The 18248-nt window shown below is 41.8% G+C and carries 14 protein-coding genes; 7 read left to right on the top strand and 7 right to left on the bottom strand.

Going from position 1 to position 18248, the window contains the following annotated elements; translation table 11 throughout:
• Nucleotides 1-114: 114 nt before the first annotated feature.
• Together GWK08_RS18405 and GWK08_RS18400 are read right to left on the bottom strand one after the other, a co-directional pair.
• Nucleotides 115-1257, bottom strand: a complete 1143-nt coding sequence (locus GWK08_RS18405; RefSeq protein ID WP_163608706.1) for a hypothetical protein — start codon at nucleotides 1255-1257, stop codon at nucleotides 115-117.
• Nucleotides 1258-1308: 51 nt separating this feature from the next.
• On the bottom strand, nucleotides 1309-1749 hold the full coding sequence (locus tag GWK08_RS18400) for an Lrp/AsnC family transcriptional regulator (RefSeq protein WP_163608705.1): 441 nt from the start codon (nucleotides 1747-1749) through the stop codon (nucleotides 1309-1311).
• Nucleotides 1750-1905: 156 nt separating this feature from the next.
• On the opposite strand from GWK08_RS18400, the gene GWK08_RS18395 reads away from it, so the two are divergent.
• Nucleotides 1906-2289 carry a hypothetical protein gene (locus GWK08_RS18395; RefSeq protein ID WP_163608704.1) on the top strand — a complete coding sequence of 128 codons (384 nt, stop codon included), beginning with the start codon at nucleotides 1906-1908 and terminating at the stop codon, nucleotides 2287-2289.
• Between the two features lie 163 nt (nucleotides 2290-2452).
• Here the strand turns inward: GWK08_RS18395 and GWK08_RS18390 are convergent, their stop codons facing one another.
• A complete protein-coding gene (locus tag GWK08_RS18390; RefSeq protein WP_163608703.1) occupies nucleotides 2453-5872 on the bottom strand; it encodes a methylmalonyl-CoA mutase family protein in 3420 nt (1139 codons plus the stop codon).
• 82 nt (nucleotides 5873-5954) lie between these two features.
• Nucleotides 5955-6911 carry an MBL fold metallo-hydrolase gene (locus GWK08_RS18385; RefSeq protein ID WP_239524957.1) on the bottom strand — a complete coding sequence of 319 codons (957 nt, stop codon included), beginning with the start codon at nucleotides 6909-6911 and terminating at the stop codon, nucleotides 5955-5957.
• Nucleotides 6912-6952: 41 nt separating this feature from the next.
• Here GWK08_RS18385 and GWK08_RS18380 point away from each other — a divergent pair, with 41 nt between their 5' ends.
• Together GWK08_RS18380 and GWK08_RS18375 are read left to right on the top strand one after the other, a co-directional pair.
• Nucleotides 6953-7663 (top strand): DUF4197 domain-containing protein, encoded by a 711-nt coding sequence (locus GWK08_RS18380; RefSeq protein WP_163608702.1) that lies wholly within the window; start codon nucleotides 6953-6955, stop codon nucleotides 7661-7663.
• Nucleotides 7663-8637 carry a carbohydrate kinase family protein gene (locus GWK08_RS18375; RefSeq protein WP_163608701.1) on the top strand — a complete coding sequence of 325 codons (975 nt, stop codon included), beginning with the start codon at nucleotides 7663-7665 and terminating at the stop codon, nucleotides 8635-8637. Before GWK08_RS18380 ends, GWK08_RS18375 begins: the two co-directional genes overlap by 1 nt.
• Here the strand turns inward: GWK08_RS18375 and GWK08_RS18370 are convergent.
• A complete protein-coding gene (locus tag GWK08_RS18370; RefSeq protein ID WP_163608700.1) occupies nucleotides 8624-9136 on the bottom strand; it encodes a hypothetical protein in 513 nt (170 codons plus the stop codon). The genes GWK08_RS18375 and GWK08_RS18370 overlap by 14 nt on opposite strands.
• Before the next feature lie 212 nt (nucleotides 9137-9348).
• Between GWK08_RS18370 and GWK08_RS18365 the strand changes: the two genes are divergently transcribed.
• From GWK08_RS18365 to GWK08_RS18355, 3 genes are all read left to right on the top strand, one after another.
• Nucleotides 9349-10890: a helix-turn-helix domain-containing protein gene (locus GWK08_RS18365; protein WP_163608699.1), complete on the top strand. Its 1542-nt coding sequence runs from the start codon at nucleotides 9349-9351 to the stop codon at nucleotides 10888-10890.
• Between the two features lie 229 nt (nucleotides 10891-11119).
• Nucleotides 11120-14134 (top strand): SusC/RagA family TonB-linked outer membrane protein, encoded by a 3015-nt coding sequence (locus tag GWK08_RS18360; RefSeq protein ID WP_163608698.1) that lies wholly within the window; start codon nucleotides 11120-11122, stop codon nucleotides 14132-14134.
• Between the two features lie 18 nt (nucleotides 14135-14152).
• Nucleotides 14153-15571 (top strand): RagB/SusD family nutrient uptake outer membrane protein, encoded by a 1419-nt coding sequence (locus GWK08_RS18355; RefSeq protein ID WP_163608697.1) that lies wholly within the window; start codon nucleotides 14153-14155, stop codon nucleotides 15569-15571.
• 276 nt (nucleotides 15572-15847) lie between these two features.
• On the opposite strand, the gene GWK08_RS18350 is transcribed toward GWK08_RS18355, so the two are convergent.
• Together GWK08_RS18350 and pyrF are read right to left on the bottom strand one after the other, a co-directional pair.
• Nucleotides 15848-16642 (bottom strand): ABC transporter substrate-binding protein, encoded by a 795-nt coding sequence (locus GWK08_RS18350; RefSeq protein ID WP_163608696.1) that lies wholly within the window; start codon nucleotides 16640-16642, stop codon nucleotides 15848-15850.
• Between the two features lie 13 nt (nucleotides 16643-16655).
• Nucleotides 16656-17474 carry an orotidine-5'-phosphate decarboxylase gene (gene pyrF / locus GWK08_RS18345; protein ID WP_163608695.1) on the bottom strand — a complete coding sequence of 273 codons (819 nt, stop codon included), beginning with the start codon at nucleotides 17472-17474 and terminating at the stop codon, nucleotides 16656-16658.
• 99 nt (nucleotides 17475-17573) lie between these two features.
• Here pyrF and GWK08_RS18340 point away from each other — a divergent pair, with 99 nt between their 5' ends.
• Complete coding sequence (locus tag GWK08_RS18340) at nucleotides 17574-18245, top strand: pirin family protein (RefSeq protein ID WP_163608694.1); 672 nt, start codon at nucleotides 17574-17576, stop codon at nucleotides 18243-18245.
• Nucleotides 18246-18248 lie beyond the last annotated feature (3 nt).

Raw genomic sequence — 18248 nt, 5'->3', positions numbered from 1 at the left:
TTTTTAGTTTCGGACGAAGATTCCACTAATCTGCTTAAGACCAAAGATTAAGCATAGGTGTTTTTTTTAAGCAAAATGATTAAACATATACTTAAGTACTGAAGGAAAGTATTTTTATTTATCCTCGCAATGTATAGAGGCAAAACGCAGAAGATCGTTGTTCTTTGCATAAGCTATAAGTTGCTCTTTCCCTCCTGCTCCGCTTATACTCAGCAGTTTCTTGATCTGATGGATATGCGCCTGCAAACCGTCTACACTGATATGCATCTCCTCGGCGATCTCCGTATAGGATTTTTGCATTCCGCATAGCCCCAGGTTGCCCAGCACTTCTTTTTGCCGATCTGAAAATTCAATTTTTGAAGATTCTCTTAAATTCTCTACCTCCTTTTCACTGTCGGAAAGTTTCTTCTTTAAGCTTTTTATGGTATCCAGATGACTTTCAATAGTAAGTTGATTGTTCTCCCTGCTGGCGGCCAGTTCCAGGTTTTCTTTCCCAAGGCGTTCCAATTCGCCTTGTTGCTGCTCCTTTTCGGAAAGGAATTTCCAACTGTACAGGAGGATCGAGAAGAGCAGGATAAACAAGAATTTAAATGATACCGCTGTTATCACCCCAATGAGATTCCATATACCCACGTCCAGAAAACCTTCTATTTCTTCCTGAGGGACTATTCTGTGGGTTACTGCAATGACTATCAGCAGGAACAATCCGAAGGAAGGTAGGTACATAAAGCGCATTTTCCTGTTGGAGAAGGCTTTATTCAACTCCTGAAGCAATACATAGGCAACTACCAGAGAAATAGGGATATCTATCAGCCAGATATAGGAATTATTAGCCGTTTCATTTACATAGGAAACTGCTACGAACACAAAAGCGATCATCATAAGTATGCTCCCGAAAATGAGAAAGACCTCTCGCTCAGAAAAACGTTCTATGATACGGATAACAATATGTCTTTTTCTGCTGTGTTCTATGGAAGGAATAGAAAGAAGGATAAAAAGGGAATTTAGAAGGGAGATCAGTACCCCGAAATAAATAATGAATTTATGGTCGGCGGCAACTCCGTTAAGCGCCACAAGGATAAAATTCAGAAGCGCTCCCGCTCCCCAGGAAAAAATAGCAAGGCCAAACCATTTAATTCCCTTAACCGATTCGGCAGTGGCATTCCTTTTCTTTTCCTTAAAATAAATACGCTGAATAACAAAGGCCGTGATCAGGCAGACTATGGCCGTAACCGTATATTCTATTGTATTCAGCATATAATTGGTTTTGCTTTAAAAGTAATAAAATCTTTTTTACAGGAGAGATGCTTAGCTCTTACTTCGTTTCACCGCGTTATTGGTTATCACGTCGGAAAGTACGATATGAGTCTTGGTTTCTCCATAATGAAGCAGTTCGTCAATAAATTTTTCCAGGTGCAACTGATTTTTCAGTACCACTTCCATGATCACATTCTCATTTCCGGTTACCCTGTAACAGTTAATGACTTCTTCGAATTCCTTTACTTTGATCAGAAAAGGTTTTAACCTTCCCATAAATGCGCTCAGGGTTACAATAGCCTTCAATTGATACCCAACTTCCATCGGGGATACAAAAGCTCTGTATTCGGTGATCACACCGTTATCTTCCATTTTTTTTACCCGTTCTGCAACCGCCGGCGACGTAAGTCCCACTTTTCTACCGATTTCCGCAAAAGATTGACGTGCATTTTCCTGCAAACATTCTAATATTTGCCAATTTAACTGATCCATACTTGCATTTTAAAAAATAAAATAATCTTCCATTTAAATTTAATAGTAAAAATATCATTTTACTTTAAAATTAAAAGGTAAATAGCTTTAAAATCGATGTAAATTTGAATATTCAAAAGCGTGATGATAGTTTCTAAGGAAAATAATATAAGGCAGATGCCACTATATCTCAAGTCAATTGAGATCTTTAAATTATGTCGCTCTCTGGCTTCCTATACATCTGAAAATAAGGAAGAACCGTCTTATGACAAGCAGAGTGCCCTTAGAGATTATTATGCAGATTATTTGATTTCGGATGCTGTAATGCTTACTTCAAATGTAGCAGCAGCAGCCAACACGAATGTTTACAGACTCAGACTAAAAAGAAGCCAGCTCATTAAAAAAGTAGTGGCTAATATCCTGGAAAATTGTGATCGACTCGAACGCAGTAAACTTAAAGAGGTGGCTTTTTTAAATATGCTGAGAAAAGAAACCAAATTGTTTAGAAAGCAATTTATAGAATGGATGAATAAATCCACTCAGGTTTCTCCGGGAAAGTAACTAAATAACCGTTTTTTCATAAAGTAAGTAAAGGTTGGCCCTGGCAGAAATGTCAGGGTTTCTTTTTGTGCATACCATCCAAAAAATAGAAATTCCAAACTCCGTGTACGTAATGATCATACTTTTGGAGTTTGGAACCTGATATTTGTAGTCTATTTTTTCTCTACATATTTCTTCGGTACTGACCACCTACTTCAAATAAAGCAGAAGTGATCTGACCTAAAGAACATATTTTGGTAGCTTCCATCAGAACTTCAAAGATATTTTTGTTCTGAATGGCAGCTTCCTGAACTTTCGCCAATATTTCAACCGTCTGATCTGCTCCCGCCTTATGTAAATTCTGCAGGGTAGTGATCTGGAATTGCTTCTCTTCTTCGGTTGCCCGGATCACCTCAGCAGGGATCACCGTTGGAGAGCCTTTGGAGCTCAGGAAAGTATTTACCCCAATAATAGGGAACTCTCCGGTATGCTTTAAGGTCTCATAATAAAGGCTCTCTTCCTGTATTTTGGAACGCTGATACATAGTTTCCATCGCTCCTAATACTCCGCCTCTTTCCGTGATCCTGTCGAATTCAGACAAAACAGCTTCTTCCACAAGATCTGTCAGTTCTTCAATAATAAAGGATCCCTGGATTGGGTTTTCATTCTTGGCCAGCCCTAATTCCTTATTTATAATAAGCTGTATGGCCATTGCTCTTCTCACACTTTCTTCGGTAGGTGTGGTAATGGCTTCATCATATGCATTTGTATGCAGAGAGTTACAGTTATCGTAAATGGCATATAGTGCCTGAAGGGTAGTTCTTATATCGTTAAAATCGATTTCCTGGGCATGAAGCGAACGTCCCGAGGTCTGGATATGATATTTCAGCATCTGAGCACGGGCATTGGCCCCGTACTTATATTTTAACGCTTTAGCCCATATTTTTCTCGCTACGCGACCTATTACCGCATATTCAGGGTCGATCCCATTAGAGAAGAAGAAAGATAAATTCGGACCGAATTTATTGATGTCCATTCCCCTGCTCAGGTAATATTCCACATAGGTAAAGCCGTTTGCCAGTGTAAGTGCCAGCTGCGTTATCGGATTAGCTCCTGCTTCTGCAATATGATAACCCGAAATAGAGACCGAATAAAAGTTCCTTACATTCCTTTCAATAAAATATTCCTGTACATCTCCCATCAGCCTTAAGGCAAACTCAGTAGAGAAAATACAGGTGTTCTGCGCCTGATCTTCCTTCAGGATATCGGCCTGAACCGTTCCTCTTACCGCGCTAAGGGTCTTTGTCTTTATTTCCTGATATACCTCTGCAGGGAGCACCTGATCTCCAGTCACACCTAAAAGCATAAGCCCAAGACCGTCGTTACCTTCCGGTAATTCTCCGTTATAGGTTGGTCTTTCTATTCCTTTATCCTTGTATATTTTCTTGATCTTCGCCTCTACTTCTGCTTCCAGCCCGTGTTCCTTGATGTACATCTCACATTGCTGATCGATCGCTGCATTCATAAAGAAACCGAGCAACATCGGTGCCGGACCATTTATGGTCATACTCACCGAGGTCATAGGGTGTGCCAGATCAAAACCGGAATACAGTTTTTTGGCATCGTCCAGGCAGCAGATAGATACTCCCGCATTTCCTATTTTCCCATAAATATCAGGGCGGTGATCCGGGTCATTTCCGTAAAGAGTTACAGAATCGAAAGCCGTGGACAGCCTTTTGGCCGGCATTCCCAAACTTACATAGTGGAAACGTCTGTTCGTTCTTTCCGGTCCTCCTTCCCCAGCAAACATACGGGTAGGATCCTCTCCTGTTCTTTTAAACGGATAAAGTCCGGATGCATACGGGAATTCTCCGGGAACATTTTCCTGAAGGGTCCATCTCAGAATATCTCCCCAGGCCTGGTACTTTGGTAAAGCCACTTTTGGGATCTGCGTATGAGAAAGGGATTCCGTATGTGTTTCTATTTTGATTTCCTTATCCCTTACTTTAAAACTGTAAACGGGATTTTTATATTTATCTACTTTTTCAGACCAACCGATGATCACTTCCCAGTTATAGGGGTCCAGATTTAACTTAACTCTGTCAAACTCGGCCAGCAGCATTCTTACCAGGTCCTTATTTTCGGCTTGCTCCGTATTTGCGGTAATTCCGCTTTTGTCTAACTGAGGGACAACTCCTGTAACCGACTCTATGGTCTTACAGATCCCGTATAACTTCTGGGCAACTTCTACCTGAGCGTTCACGGTCTTATCATAAGCTCTGTTATTTTCTGAGATCTCCGAAAGATAACGTGTTCTGCTTGGAGGGATCACAAAGATCTTTTCGGACATTTCTTTGGAAATATGGAAGTCCGAAGACAGTTTTGCATCTGTTTTCTCAACAATCGTATCCATGATAGCCTTATAAAGCGTATTCATTCCCGGATCGTTGAACTGAGAAGCTATGGTGCCGAAAACCGGTAAACTCTCCGGATCGGAATGCCATAAATTGTGATTTCGCTGGTATTGTTTCTTTACATCTCTTAACGCATCCAGAGATCCTCTTTTATCAAACTTATTGATGGCTACCAGATCTGCAAAATCCAGCATGTCTATTTTTTCCAGCTGTGTAGCCGCCCCGAATTCGGGTGTCATTACATAGAGGGAAACATCGCTGTGTTCTAAAATTTCGGTATCCGATTGCCCGATCCCGGAAGTTTCCAGAATGATCAGATCGTATTCTGCAGCTTTCAGTACTTCAACAGCTTCAGAAACATATTTAGACAGAGCCAGGTTAGACTGGCGCGTTGCCAGGGAACGCATGTATACTCTTGAGTTATTAATGGCGTTCATACGTATCCTGTCTCCAAGTAATGCTCCTCCTGTTTTCCTTTTGGAAGGATCGACAGAGATAAGCCCGATGGTCTTTTCAGGGAAGTCTATCAGAAAACGTCTTACCAATTCATCGACAAGGCTCGATTTTCCAGCTCCTCCCGTACCGGTAATACCCAGCACAGGTGTTTTTGAATCTTTATTTTTCTTATGAATGGATTCCAGGGCATCTTTGGCAACTTCCGGGAAATTCTCAGCCGATGAGATCAGCCTTGCAATAGCCGAAGGTTTCTTTTCCGCCAGGTGGTTCACTGCTCCGTTCAACTGGTCACCGATCGGAAAATCGGAACGTTGTACCAGGTCGTTGATCATTCCCTGTAATCCCAGTTCTCTTCCGTCATCCGGAGAATAGATACGGGTAATCCCGTAATCCATCAATTCTTTGATCTCCTCCGGAAGGATCACTCCTCCTCCTCCTCCGAAGATCTTGATATGCTCTGCTCCTTTTTCTTTAAGCAGGTCATACATATATTTAAAATACTCATTGTGCCCTCCCTGATAAGAGGTCATGGCAATGGCATTTGCATCTTCCTGAATAGCCGTGTTAACCACTTCTTCCACACTTCTGTCATGCCCGAGATGAATAACTTCCACTCCGGTCGACTGTATGATCCTTCGCATAATATTGATGGCCGCATCATGTCCGTCAAAAAGCGATGCTGCAGTTACAATTCTTACTTTATTATTAGGCTTATAGGGTTTTATTTGTTCCATTGTTAATGAAGTCTCTTTTTTGGTGGTGCAATTTACGAAATTAGCAATGAAATCGGTAGAATTTTAAATATCTTTTAATGTTTTACAAATCAAAAATATCGCCTTCCGCTGCAAAGCGAAATCCCTGCTTTTCCAGGCTTTTTCTTTTTTGATTTGAAGCGTTCAGAGCTCCATTCGAATGATTGAAGTGTATAAACACCACTTTCGATTTTACCTCAGCAGGCTGATCTTCAAAAAGTTTGGCAGTTTCCTCTATAAAAGGATGAGGCACTTCATTCATATCTCTAGGTATTTCTCCGTTTTCCAGGAAGGTTGCATCCAGAAAGGCATAGTCTACCTTTTTTACTTCCTCAAGGATATCTTTCTCCCAGATCCTCCATTTATTGATATCGGGAATAAAGAGCGCTGTTTTTTCCCTGCCCTCTATTTTGTATCCGACCGTTTCTGAAAATTCATCTCTGTGCGGTACCAGAAATGGGGTTACCTTCAGGCTTTGGTTCAGTTCTACAGGGGTTTCATCTGCAAGCTCCCTGATCTCAATATTATTAAGCTTTACCAACTGGCTCCAGGGGCCATTTTCCTGTAGGAAGCTTTTCATCTTCGGCATGGCATATACGGGAATCCGGTTGGCTCCCATAGCTTCCCTTCCAAAATGCATTAAACCTGTATAGTGTCCTATATGAGCATGAGTGAGAAACACTCCGTCTGTCAGGTTTTCGGTTTTGAGATGCCTTGCTTCCAGGTTATGCAACTGTTGCGGCATATCGGGGCTGGCTTCGAAGATCCATTTTTGCTTTTGCTTTGTATCGACAAGACCGAGGCAGGTTGCCAGTTGTCTTTTCCTGTTCCCTTTATAAACATCCTCCCATTCTTCGGGATAATTAATATGAGGGAAACCGGCATCCTGAGCTATTCCGAGTACCACAAGATACTGCCCTTCCGGAAGTTCAGCTGTTTCGGGTTCCGCTTCTTTTTTTTGACAACTGCACAGAAGGCAGAACACACAAAAAGCCAGGCTCATAAAGGATTTTCTTAACATAAAAGCTTAATTTTGAATCAACATTTAAATATAAGCCAAATATGCATAAAAAGATTTTCATTGTTTTCGCTCTTTTATTTTTTACTTCCTGTGATGAATTGCAGAATGTGGTAAATCAGTTGCCCCAGGGCGGGCTTGGAAATGAAGAAATAGCCTCAGGTTTAAGACAGGCACTTGACTTAGGAATTGACAGGCAAGTAAGCAAACTGACCCAGAAAGACGGATTCTTCAAGAACGAACTGGTAAAGATCCTGCTTCCGGAAGAGCTTAAGAAAGTAGATAAAACCCTGCGTGATGTAGGTTTGAGTAAATTAGCAGATGAAGGCCTGAAGGTACTTAACAGGGCGGCGGAAGATGCCGTTAAGGAAGCAACGCCTATTTTTGTGGACGCTGTTAAGGGGATCACCTTTGCAGATGCAAAAAACATTCTTTTGGGAGATGATAATGCCGCTACCCTTTATCTGGAGAACAGAACTACCCAGGCGCTGTACAACAAATTCCATCCGGTTATAGAAAATTCTTTTACAAAAGTCGGTGCAGATCAGATCTGGAAGAACCTGATTACCCGCTATAATAATTTACCCATTGTATTTAACAAAGTAAATCCCGATCTTACGGATTATGTTACCACGGAAGCTCTGGAAGGAGTATTTACCATGATCTCGGTTGAAGAAAAACAAATAAGAAATAAAGTTTCTTCAAGGACGACCGATCTGCTCCGAAGAGTTTTTGCATTACAGGATCACAGATAATGAGTTTTTATAAGATAGCCATAGCAGGTCCTATCCCACGGGATACGATCATTACTCACCGGGATGAAATAATCCGGAAGTATGGTTGTGTTACTCACCCTGCAATAGCGCTGTCCAGGCTGTTGGACAAGGAAGGGGAAGTGATCCCTATTTCTCATGTACATCAGGCAGATCATAAAGAGATATCATCGCTTTTTAACGGCTACGGGAATATTAATCAGAATGGTATCAGCAGTGAGAATGACAGGGGAACGATCATAGAATTAAAGTTCGTCGATCAGAATAACCGTCTGGAAAAACAACTTTCCAAAATGCAGTCGATAGGGCCAGAAGATGTAAAAGCTTTTCTGGATTCTGATGCTTTTGTTTTTGTCCCAATTACCGATTTTGAGATCTCCCTCGATACCTTAAAATTCATTAAGGAAAAGAGTAAAGCCAGGGTTATTTTTGATGCACATGGCCCCACCACTTCTGTAAATGAAGGTGGAAAGAGGTTTAGAAAATACTGGAGTGATAAGGATGAATGGCTGCCCTATATCGATATTTTAAAAATGAACCTGGAAGAATCGCAGTGTTCCTGGTACGACAGGGATTATTCCTATGAAGAAGATGAGCTTTACGATGAGAACGACACTTCCCATCTCGATGATTTTGCTGCTTATGTACTTGAGAAGGGAGTTTCTTTCCTGTATGTTACCCTAGATTCCCGGGGATGCATGGTATACAGCATGGAAAAAGGACAGTTAAAAAAACACTTTGTAGCTTCTATGAAGGTAGATAATGTAGTGGATACCACCGGTTGCGGCGATTCTTTTGCTGGAGGGCTTGCTTACGGATTTGTTCGCTATAAAGATCCGGTAAAAGCTGCTCAGTATGCGAATATCCTCGGTGCTTTAAGGACCCAGGGGAAGACTTTTGATGTTTTTAAGGACAGTAAAGACACAGATGCTCTCCTGAACATTACTTATCCTTAGCTTTCCTTCGATAAAGGCCATCGAAGGCCACCGTCCAGTTAGTACCGTCTTCGGATGTTTCCCATAGCTGACGTACCGTTCCATCCGGGTTGGGAGTCCAGCTTACCCTGTTAATTGTGAATTTCCCATTGGCCTGAGGGATCTTGTCGCTGAGCATCACCATCTTTTTACCTTTCAGATTCCCTTTAAGATGAAGGCTTTGCCCCTGATTATCTATCCATATCTGCTCCCATTGATCGGATTGCATATTGTAGAAATTATAGCTGGTACCGGTATATCCGGCATTGACACTTACCCAGTTTTCCCTGAGAATGCAGTTTCCCTGTATTTTTTCTATAAGATTCGTTCCCGCCAGTTTACCATTCGGATTATAGGTTTCCCAATCGCCTTTCCAGAAATCAAATTCGGTATGTTTATCGGTACAACAGTTACATTTCTGATCCTGAGCAACTAAAAAAGAGCTGAAAAAAGTAAACAGCACAATAATTTTAAGGCGCATATTCGCGGTTTTTTACAAATGTTAAAAAAGTATCAATCTACGTTAATAAAATATAAAACTATCCTTTCAGAACTGGCTATCAAGCAGTTAATTCGATATACATATTTTTTTAAAAACAAGAGTAAATTATTATCGGGCATTACGGCTTTAAGATAACATTAAGATTCTTTTTTTCTTTTTTTAGTAACTTTCCTATAGATAACCCAGCTAAAATGAGATCAATAAATAAAATAACATCCTTATGGTTATTACTTATTGTTGTCTGCTCATATTGTAATGCTTTTACTATTCCGTTTGCAGAACAAGACGACAGCAAAGAGGTTTTCATTTTAGCAAATAAGTTTTTTCAGAGCGAAGAATATCACAAAGCCATAGAACTTTTTTCCCAGGTGGCTCAGGAGACCGATCAGAAGAATCCCGATCATATAGAAGCTACCAAAAAAATAGCGCTGAGTTATGCGTCTATTAACGATGCTCCGCTGGCTTCCGATTTTCTGGAAAAGTACCTGAAAAAAGAATACAATACCTCCTTTATTTTCAACGAACGCTTCGACACAATAAAGGAAACCACAGAATTCAAGGAAGTTGCAGATAGATACCTGCCCAGCTTCGATATCTGGACGCTACTTTATCTGTATACCGGTTTTATCGGGCTTTTTATTGCTCTGGTGCTCAATCTGAAAAGAGAAACTGACAGAATTGCCAATCTGCTGATCGGCTTATTTATTTTTCTGCATTCCCTCTTCATTATTCATATCAGCCTGTATCTAACCCATTTCGAATATAATTTTCCGCATTCATTAAGAATAACAGCCACTTTTTCCTATTTATATGGCCCCTTACTGTATTTCTATTTTAAACGTACTGCGGAAAACTACCGTTTCAAAAAGGCAGACCTTTTACATCTGCTACCTTTTGTATTGTTCCTGGCATATATGATCCCATCGGCCTATGCCCTGCCGGTTGAAGAAAAATTAAACCGCCTCCTTAACAGAGAAAGGAGTTATATAGAATTGATAAGCATTACCGTTACCAAAGCTATCTCTCTGATTGTCTACGGCTATCTTATTTACAAGACCTACATGAAGATCACTTCCAGGGCGGATCATAAAAGGATAAATGCACAGAACCTGAAGTGGCAGAAGAATATAATCATCTTTAATACGAGCTATATCTTCTTCTATATAGTTTACGGTCTTATCATTACCGGGGTTATCAATAACAGTTACCTCATACATCCGCAGGTTATATCGATGTCCTTACTGGTACTTTATGTGGGCTATTCTGCCTATGTACAACCCGGGATCTTTCACAAACCCTTTATCCTTTCGGAAGAAGGTTCGTTTCCCGTGCTTCCGAAGTATAAGAACTCAGGGCTTACCCATAGCCTGTCGCAGGAATTAAAGAACGACCTGATATCGCTTTTCAACGAGGCCAAGATATACAGGGAAAATAATATTACCCTGGATATCCTTTCCGAAAAACTGGGCACTACCAGGCATAATACTTCCCAGGTGATTAACGAACACTTTAAAATGAACTTCTTTGAGCTCCTCAATAAATTCAGGATCCAGGAGGCAAAAGCTATTCTTGAAAGCGATCATTATAAAAACTTCAGCATCATAAATATCGCTTATGAAATAGGTTACAACAACAAGGTAACCTTTAACAAGGCCTTTAAAAAAGAGACCGGCCTTACTCCTACCCAGTATATAGAACAGTTCTCCAGCGAGGAATCCGTAAAAATTGCGTAAACCTTTTTCGGGGATAGTAAACTATTATAGGAAGCACCCATAAAGCAAGGTAAATTGACTTTTTTTAGGTTGCAATTGTATGAAGGCAGCGTAAGAAAATTTACCTTAAAATCCATTAAACTTTGATCTCATTTAGTCTGGATTTATTTGATTAGCTATCGAATCTTCTTGCCTGCCTTTTTCCCAACTGCATTAACTCAAAAATAATTTTCAAATTAAAATTTAATCTATGAGAAAAATTACTGGGGTGTTGCTGTTGATAGCTTTTTGCTTCACATCGGCATTCGCACAAGAAAAAACCATTACGGGTAACGTAACAGACGACCAGGGCCTGCCGCTGATCGGTGTTAATATTGTAGTTCAGGGAACTACGGTAGGAACTCAAACCGATTTTGATGGGAATTACACCATCACTGCCAGTGTAGGTCAAACGCTTGTCTTTACCTATGTAGGGTTTCAGAGAACTGAACGTGTTATCGGTGCAGCCGATACCATTAATGTTCAAATGACAGTTGATGCACAAGCTCTTGAAGAGGTTGTTGTAATTGGATACGGAAATCAGCAGGAGAAAAAGATCATTCAGAATGTTGCCGTTATTAAGGAAGAAGCTATCGAAGACCTGCAGGTAGTTTCTGCAGATCAGTTATTGCAGGGGCAAACGTCAGGTACCCAGATAGTGAATGCATCCGGAGTATTGGGTTCAGCAGCGGTGATCAGGGTAAGGGGAGTAAACTCAATTAACTCGGGAAGTCAACCCTTAATCGTTATAGATGGCGTACCTATTACCGATACTGAAACAAATACACTAAATCGCGGGGGAAATACCGGAATCAACCCCCTTTCATATGTCAACCCTAACGATATACAATCGTTAACAGTGCTTAAAGATGCAGGGGCAACCTCCATCTATGGTGCCCGTGGTGCAAACGGGGTAATCCTTATCACCACTAAAAAAGGACGTAAGAACTCTAAAATTACGGTTAACCTGGACATAAATACTCAGTTTTCTGAGTCTACCGATGTTCCGGACATCTTAACCGCCGATGAGTTCCGTCAGTTTAAAGCAGAAGTAGCTTCCATTCAGCAAGGTACTACCGTTACTCCCGAATCGCTTGGTCTGGGAGCTATCGGAGATCCCGGAACCGATTGGCTGGGAGGCGTACAACGAACAGGAGTTACTCAGAACTACAACCTGGGGATCCGGGGTGGTGGAGAGAAAACCTCTTTCTTTTTCGGAGCTGACTATCAGGATGTAGAAGGTTTTATTATTGGTAACACTCTCGAGAGAACAGGAGCACGTATTAATATTGATAGCGATATCAATGATTGGTTACGCGCGGGAATGAATCTGGGAGTAACCAATCAGCGACTCAATCGTGTTGGAGTGGAGAACAATATTAATGCCCCTTTCACAACAGCCTTTTTACAGAGTCCGGTAGTTCGTGCATTTGATGACGAAGGTAACTTTGTCCAGTCGGGTTCATTTATTCCGAACATCTTTGCACGTGTAGCTCTTAACTCAGATGAGCTCAAGACCTTCAGGCTTATCGGAAATGCCTTTTTAGAGGTAAAATTATTCGATAAGTTAACCTGGCGCTCCGAAATCGGGGTAGATAAACTCAACCTGGAAGAATTTGTCCGACAGGCAGAATTCAATACTCCAGGCGGACTCGCACAGCAGATATTTGTTAATGAGGACAGGTGGTTAACCAATCAGACCATTACCTATACGGATACCTTTGCCGAAGATCACAATATTACAGCGCTTATAGGATTAAACTACGAAGAGACCCTGAGAACACGTTCTAATGTATCATCTACAGGTTTCCTTACGGATGACCTCAGGAATCTCGGTTCAGGTTCCACTCCTACCGTGCTTAACGGCGACAGATTCCCCTCTAAATTATACGGTCTATTCGGAAGGGTATCCTATGATTACCAGGGGAAATACATCCTTGAAGGTTCCCTGAGAAGGGATGGTTCTTCAAGGTTCGGTCCGAATAATCGTTTCGGTTATTTCTGGTCGGCTGCTGCCGGATGGATACTTTCACAGGAATCCTTTGTCCAGGACCTTGAGTTCTTTGACTATCTCTCACTCAGAGGAAGTATAGGTACCGTAGGTAACGATCGTTTGGGGACATTCCCGTCTCTGGGTCTGTTTTCCGCCGGTGCTATCGGAGATTATAACGGAGAGTCCGGGGTAATTCCCAATCAGCCGGAAAACCCGGATATTAAGTGGGAAGAGAGTAGGACCATTGATGTGGGGATCAAATCGATATTCCTGGACGGACGTATCAGTTTTAATGTCAATTATTTTAATAAGAAGACCAGTGATCTGCTCCTTAACCAGGTCCTTCCGCCACAAACCGGTTTCGCATCTATTAGCCGTAATATCGGAGAAATGAGGAATTCGGGATGGGAGTTCGACCTGAATACCGTAAACATACGGAATGACAACTTTGAGTGGACCACCAGTTTTAATATTGCTTTTATAGATAATGAGCTGTTAAGGCTTAATGATGATGCAGCCACAGATGCTCAGGGAAGGCGTATTATTGACGGGCCCATACAAAGAGCTATTGAAGGAGAATCTCTTAACAATTTCTTCCTGATACGCTTTATCGGGGTAAATTCTCAAACCGGTGATGCCGAATGGCTGGATGTAAACGGTAATGTTACTACCAATCCTAGTAGTGCAGACCGTGTAGTGACCGGAAGTCCGTTACCGGATTTTTCGGGAGGTATTACCAATACCATACGCTATAAGAATTTTGATCTGAATATATTAATGAACTACTCGTACGGGAACGATATCGTTATTGACGGGCTTCGTTTTGCCGATGGTAACGATGCCATTGGTGGTATAGTAAACATCAGAAGGCAAAACCTGAACTTCTGGAGACAACCGGGAGACAATGCGTTCTTACCCAGTCCGACAAGTTCTACTTTTAACCTGTTCAATCAGCGTTCTTCACAACAACAACTAGACGGGTCTTATCTGAGGTTGAAGAACGTAACGCTCGGATACACCCTGCCGGAAGATGCATTGAAAGGATTTAGCGATGTTGTTTCAGGGATCAGATTCTACCTTACAGCCACCAATCTGTTTACTATTAAGGGCAGTGAGCTCAGAGGTATCGATCCGGAGGTAACAGACGATATAGATCCGTTGTTCCAGGGAGAATCATTTTTTACTGCGCCACAGTCTAAATCATTTTTATTTGGTGCCAGAATATCATTTTAATTAAAAAAATAGCAAACGATGAAAAAATTTAAAATAATAACTCTATTCGTAAGCATCCTGGCATTTATTTCATGTGAAAACCAATTGGATGTGATACCGGAAGACAATGTTGCAACAAATACTGTTTTCAGTAGCAGGGCTACCATTAACGGTGCCGTAGTTGGAATATACAGTAAAAACCAGAGTGGAGACCTGAACGGAATGGGACAACTCATGTCCGATTTTATGTCGGATAACGTGAATTTCGTGGGTAGTTTCCCTTCCCTTCAGGAGGTAGATCAGTTTGAAACGCTGGCCACAAATACATCTATAGATAATATCTGGCTGGATGCCTATGAGCTTATAGGAGCGGCCAATAATGTGATCGTTAATTTACCGCCTATAGATATTAACGATGTAACCGGTGGCTTAACCGAAGAGGACAAGACCCAGTTTGTTGCTGAGGCCAAGTTTTTAAGAGCTGTCACCTATTTTCAGTTGGTGAACCTTTTTGCGCAGCCATTTCAGATATCAGGAGGAACCAACCTCGGAGTACCTTTGGTACTGCAACCTTTTGAAGGTGGAGATATTTCTCAGTTCCAGCTGGAGCGTTCTACGGTAAATCAGGTGCATGCACAGATAGAACAGGATCTTATGGAGGCCATAGCAGATCTGCCTGAAAATAACGGGGTTCGTGCGGAAGCAGGTTCTGCCCGTGCATTACTGGCCAGGTTATATCTTTACAGAGAACAATGGGCTCAGGCCGCAGATTTTGCCAATCAGGTTATTCAGTCCGGACAATATTCACTGGCGCCCAACTACGATTTTTACGATAACAACCCAACTTCTTCGGAGCATGTTTTTGTAGTGGTAAATACTCCTACAGACGGGCCACAGGAGCCTGCAGGTTCTGATGAAGTTTATGTAAATTTCTATAATCCGGCTCCGGGTGGACGGGGCGATGCTCCTTTCAGCCAGGATCTGTTAGATGCCTTTGCTGCAGAGCCGGGAGACAGGCGTTTTGATGATTTATCGGCACCCGCAACCGATGCGGGAGGTAATGATACTTTCTTTACCACCAAATATCCCGATATCACCAATAATGCTTCCGACGGAATGGTACTTCGAATTACCGAAATGTACCTCATCAGGGCAGAAGCTAATCTAAGAGGCGGAACCACTACAGGCGACACACCTCTTAACGATATCAATTTACTGAGAAACAGAGCCAGTCTTGCCAATCTGGGTTCGGTAGACCTGGATGCGATCCTTCTTGAAAGGAGAAAGGAGCTTTGTTTTGAAGGTCACAGGAGAATGGATTTACTGAGAAATAACCTGAATTTACGTCCGGGAGGCGGGGCAGCAACCGCTCCGGGAGCTGATAAGGTTATTTTCCCGATAGTTGATGACGAGATAACCAACAATCCCAACATCACTCAAAATCCGGGCAATTTTTAGAATCGATACCTTCGCATTTATGGTGCGGAGGTTTCATTAACCCAAATATTGTATCTAACTAATCCTATATATATTCTAAACCCAAAGAGGCTGTCTAAGGCAGCTTCTTTTTTTATTCTGAAATACAGTAAATTAATCTATTCCTAATATTAAATTAACACGGGTAAAAAACAATCTTTGTTCTTTTGCATCGTCGTTCGCGATCCACAGGAAATTATTTGAGTTAGTTAGTTTAAAGCCGATTTTTTAATCGGTTTTTTGTTTTACAGGACTGACTTACAGCTGCAGATGCAGCTGTTTAAAATAATCGAAAGCCTTTACGAGCCTGGAACCGTACCAGCTAAAGAATTCGCCGTCGGCAAAGACCGTCTTCCCGTGATGAGTATATCTTCCAACTTCAAAAGCGTGTTCGTCCTTAAACGGAAAAGGTTCGGATGATAACAGGATAAGTTCGGGATCACCTTCCTCTCGTATTTTACTAATATCCACTTCCGGATAACGGTCGCGATCTCCGTAGACATTTTCAAACTTATTCAGCTCCAGAAGGTGCTGAATAAAGGTATTCCTTGCAGCGGCCATCCAGGGTTTTCTCCAGATAAAATAGGCTACTTTATGAGAAGGGCGGGATTCCATGAATTTTTTAAAATCCTCCAGGTTAAAACGGATCTTGTCGATGATCTTATTGGCAGCAACCCGGCAATCAAAAATATCGCCGTAAACCTTTATCAGGTCGGTCGCATCATCAATACTGAAAATATCCGAAACATGAACCGGAGCTATTTTCTCCAGCTCTTCCACTATTTCTTTGGAATTCTCTTCCTTGTTACAAAGAATGATATCGGGTTTTAGCTCCTTAATACGATCGGCTTTTACCTGCTTGGTTCCGCCAACAATAGTTTTGGTAGACTTGAAGTGGAAGGGATGTACACAAAATTTGGTGATCCCCACAATGCGGTCTTCCAGGCCCAGATCATACAGCAGTTCGGTTTGAGAAGGTACCAGGGAAACGATCCGTTCAGTGTTTTCGGGTATTTCTACGGTTCTGGAGATCTGATCCTTTATCACTTTCATTTGTCAATGCTCCTTATCGCTTGTTCAGGATATCTTCCATTTGCTTCTGTAATTCTTCGGCTTTGGCCCTGGACGCTTCAGCAAAATCAGTACCGGAAGAAGCGTAAATGATCCCTCTCGAAGAATTGATCAACAGGCCTATATCTTCCGTTATTCCGTATTTGCAGACTTCCTCCAGGCTTCCTCCCTGTGCCCCTACTCCGGGAACCAGTAAAAAACTGTCCGGAATGATCCGGCGGATATCTGCCAGGTATTCTGCCTTGGTAGCTCCAACTACATACATCAAACGCTCGCTATTCTCCCATTCTCTGGATCTTTCGAGGACTTTTTTATACAATTCCTTCCCGTCCGAGATCCCGGTCTGAAAATCGAAAGCTCCTTTATTTGAGGTCAGCCCCAGAAGAATTGTAAACTTCCCTTCAAAAGAAAGGAAAGGCTCTACGGAATCACTCCCCATATACGGAGCTACGGTAACCGAATCGAAATTCATATCCTCAAAAAAGGCTCTTGCGTACATCGCACTGGTATTTCCTATATCTCCCCTCTTGGCATCAGCAATCGTAAAGATCTCAGGGTATTTTTCATTAAGATAACTGATGGTCTTCCCGAGTGATTCCCATCCCTTTATCCCATAAGCCTCATAAAAAGCAGTATTGGGTTTATAGGCTACTGCCAGGTGATGAGTTGCATCGATAATTTGCTTGTTAAAAGCAAAGATCGGATCCTCTTCCTTTAGCAAATGTTCGGGGATCTTATTGAGGTCTACATCCAGACCGATACAGAGAAATGATTTCTTGGCATTAATCTGCTTAACCAGCTCTTTTATGCTCATTTTCGGTTATCTTAATTTGAAAAATCTCCGCAAAGATATTAAATACTTTTCTGTGAAAGATTTTTTAAAATAAAAGGACTAAATTGTATAAAAAAAGCAATGGCAGTAACAGGAAAACTCAATAAAGAAGATATAGAAAGCGGAGGTTTTAACGGGATCCGGCAAAAGAGACTTATCGTACATCGTTATTACGGCCCGGGGGCCGGAGTTCGGGAAGGTACATGGACCGGGATCGGGAACCTGGTGTATCTATCGGATTCTTATTTTGATCCGGGAGTGGAAACCGGATTGCATCCGCACAGGCATATAGATGTACTTACTTTTGTTGCAGAAGGGGCTCTGGCGCATCAGGGTTCTCTGGAACACGGCGTAAATGTCAATACAATGGAATTTCAGGTTCAGAAAGCCGGCCTGGAAGGTTTTATGCACAACGAAAAGAACACGGGAGATACCCCGACCAGAATGTTGCAAATGTGGGTGCTTCCCCAGGAAGAAAAACCCGAAGCTTCCTTTCGTATCTACAAAGCCGAAAAAGGAAAAAGAATAAAGGTCTACGGACAGGAAGACAACAACAGCACACAACTGGAACTCGCTTACCTGGAGGATACTCAAAAGATAGATATAGGCCCCAGGTCTCTGGTATATGTTATTAAAGGGGATATCATTGCCGACGGAGAGCCTGTTTCCGAAGGGCATATCCTGGAAGTCAATGCTTCAGAGATCCGTTCTGATAAAGAAAGTGTATTGCTGATCGCTTACGAGGAAAACTAATAA

The organism is Leptobacterium flavescens (genome assembly GCF_010671605.1).
GTDB classification, from domain to species: Bacteria; Bacteroidota; Bacteroidia; order Flavobacteriales; family Flavobacteriaceae; genus Leptobacterium; species Leptobacterium flavescens.
This window is presented reverse-complemented; position numbering and strand designations above follow the sequence as displayed.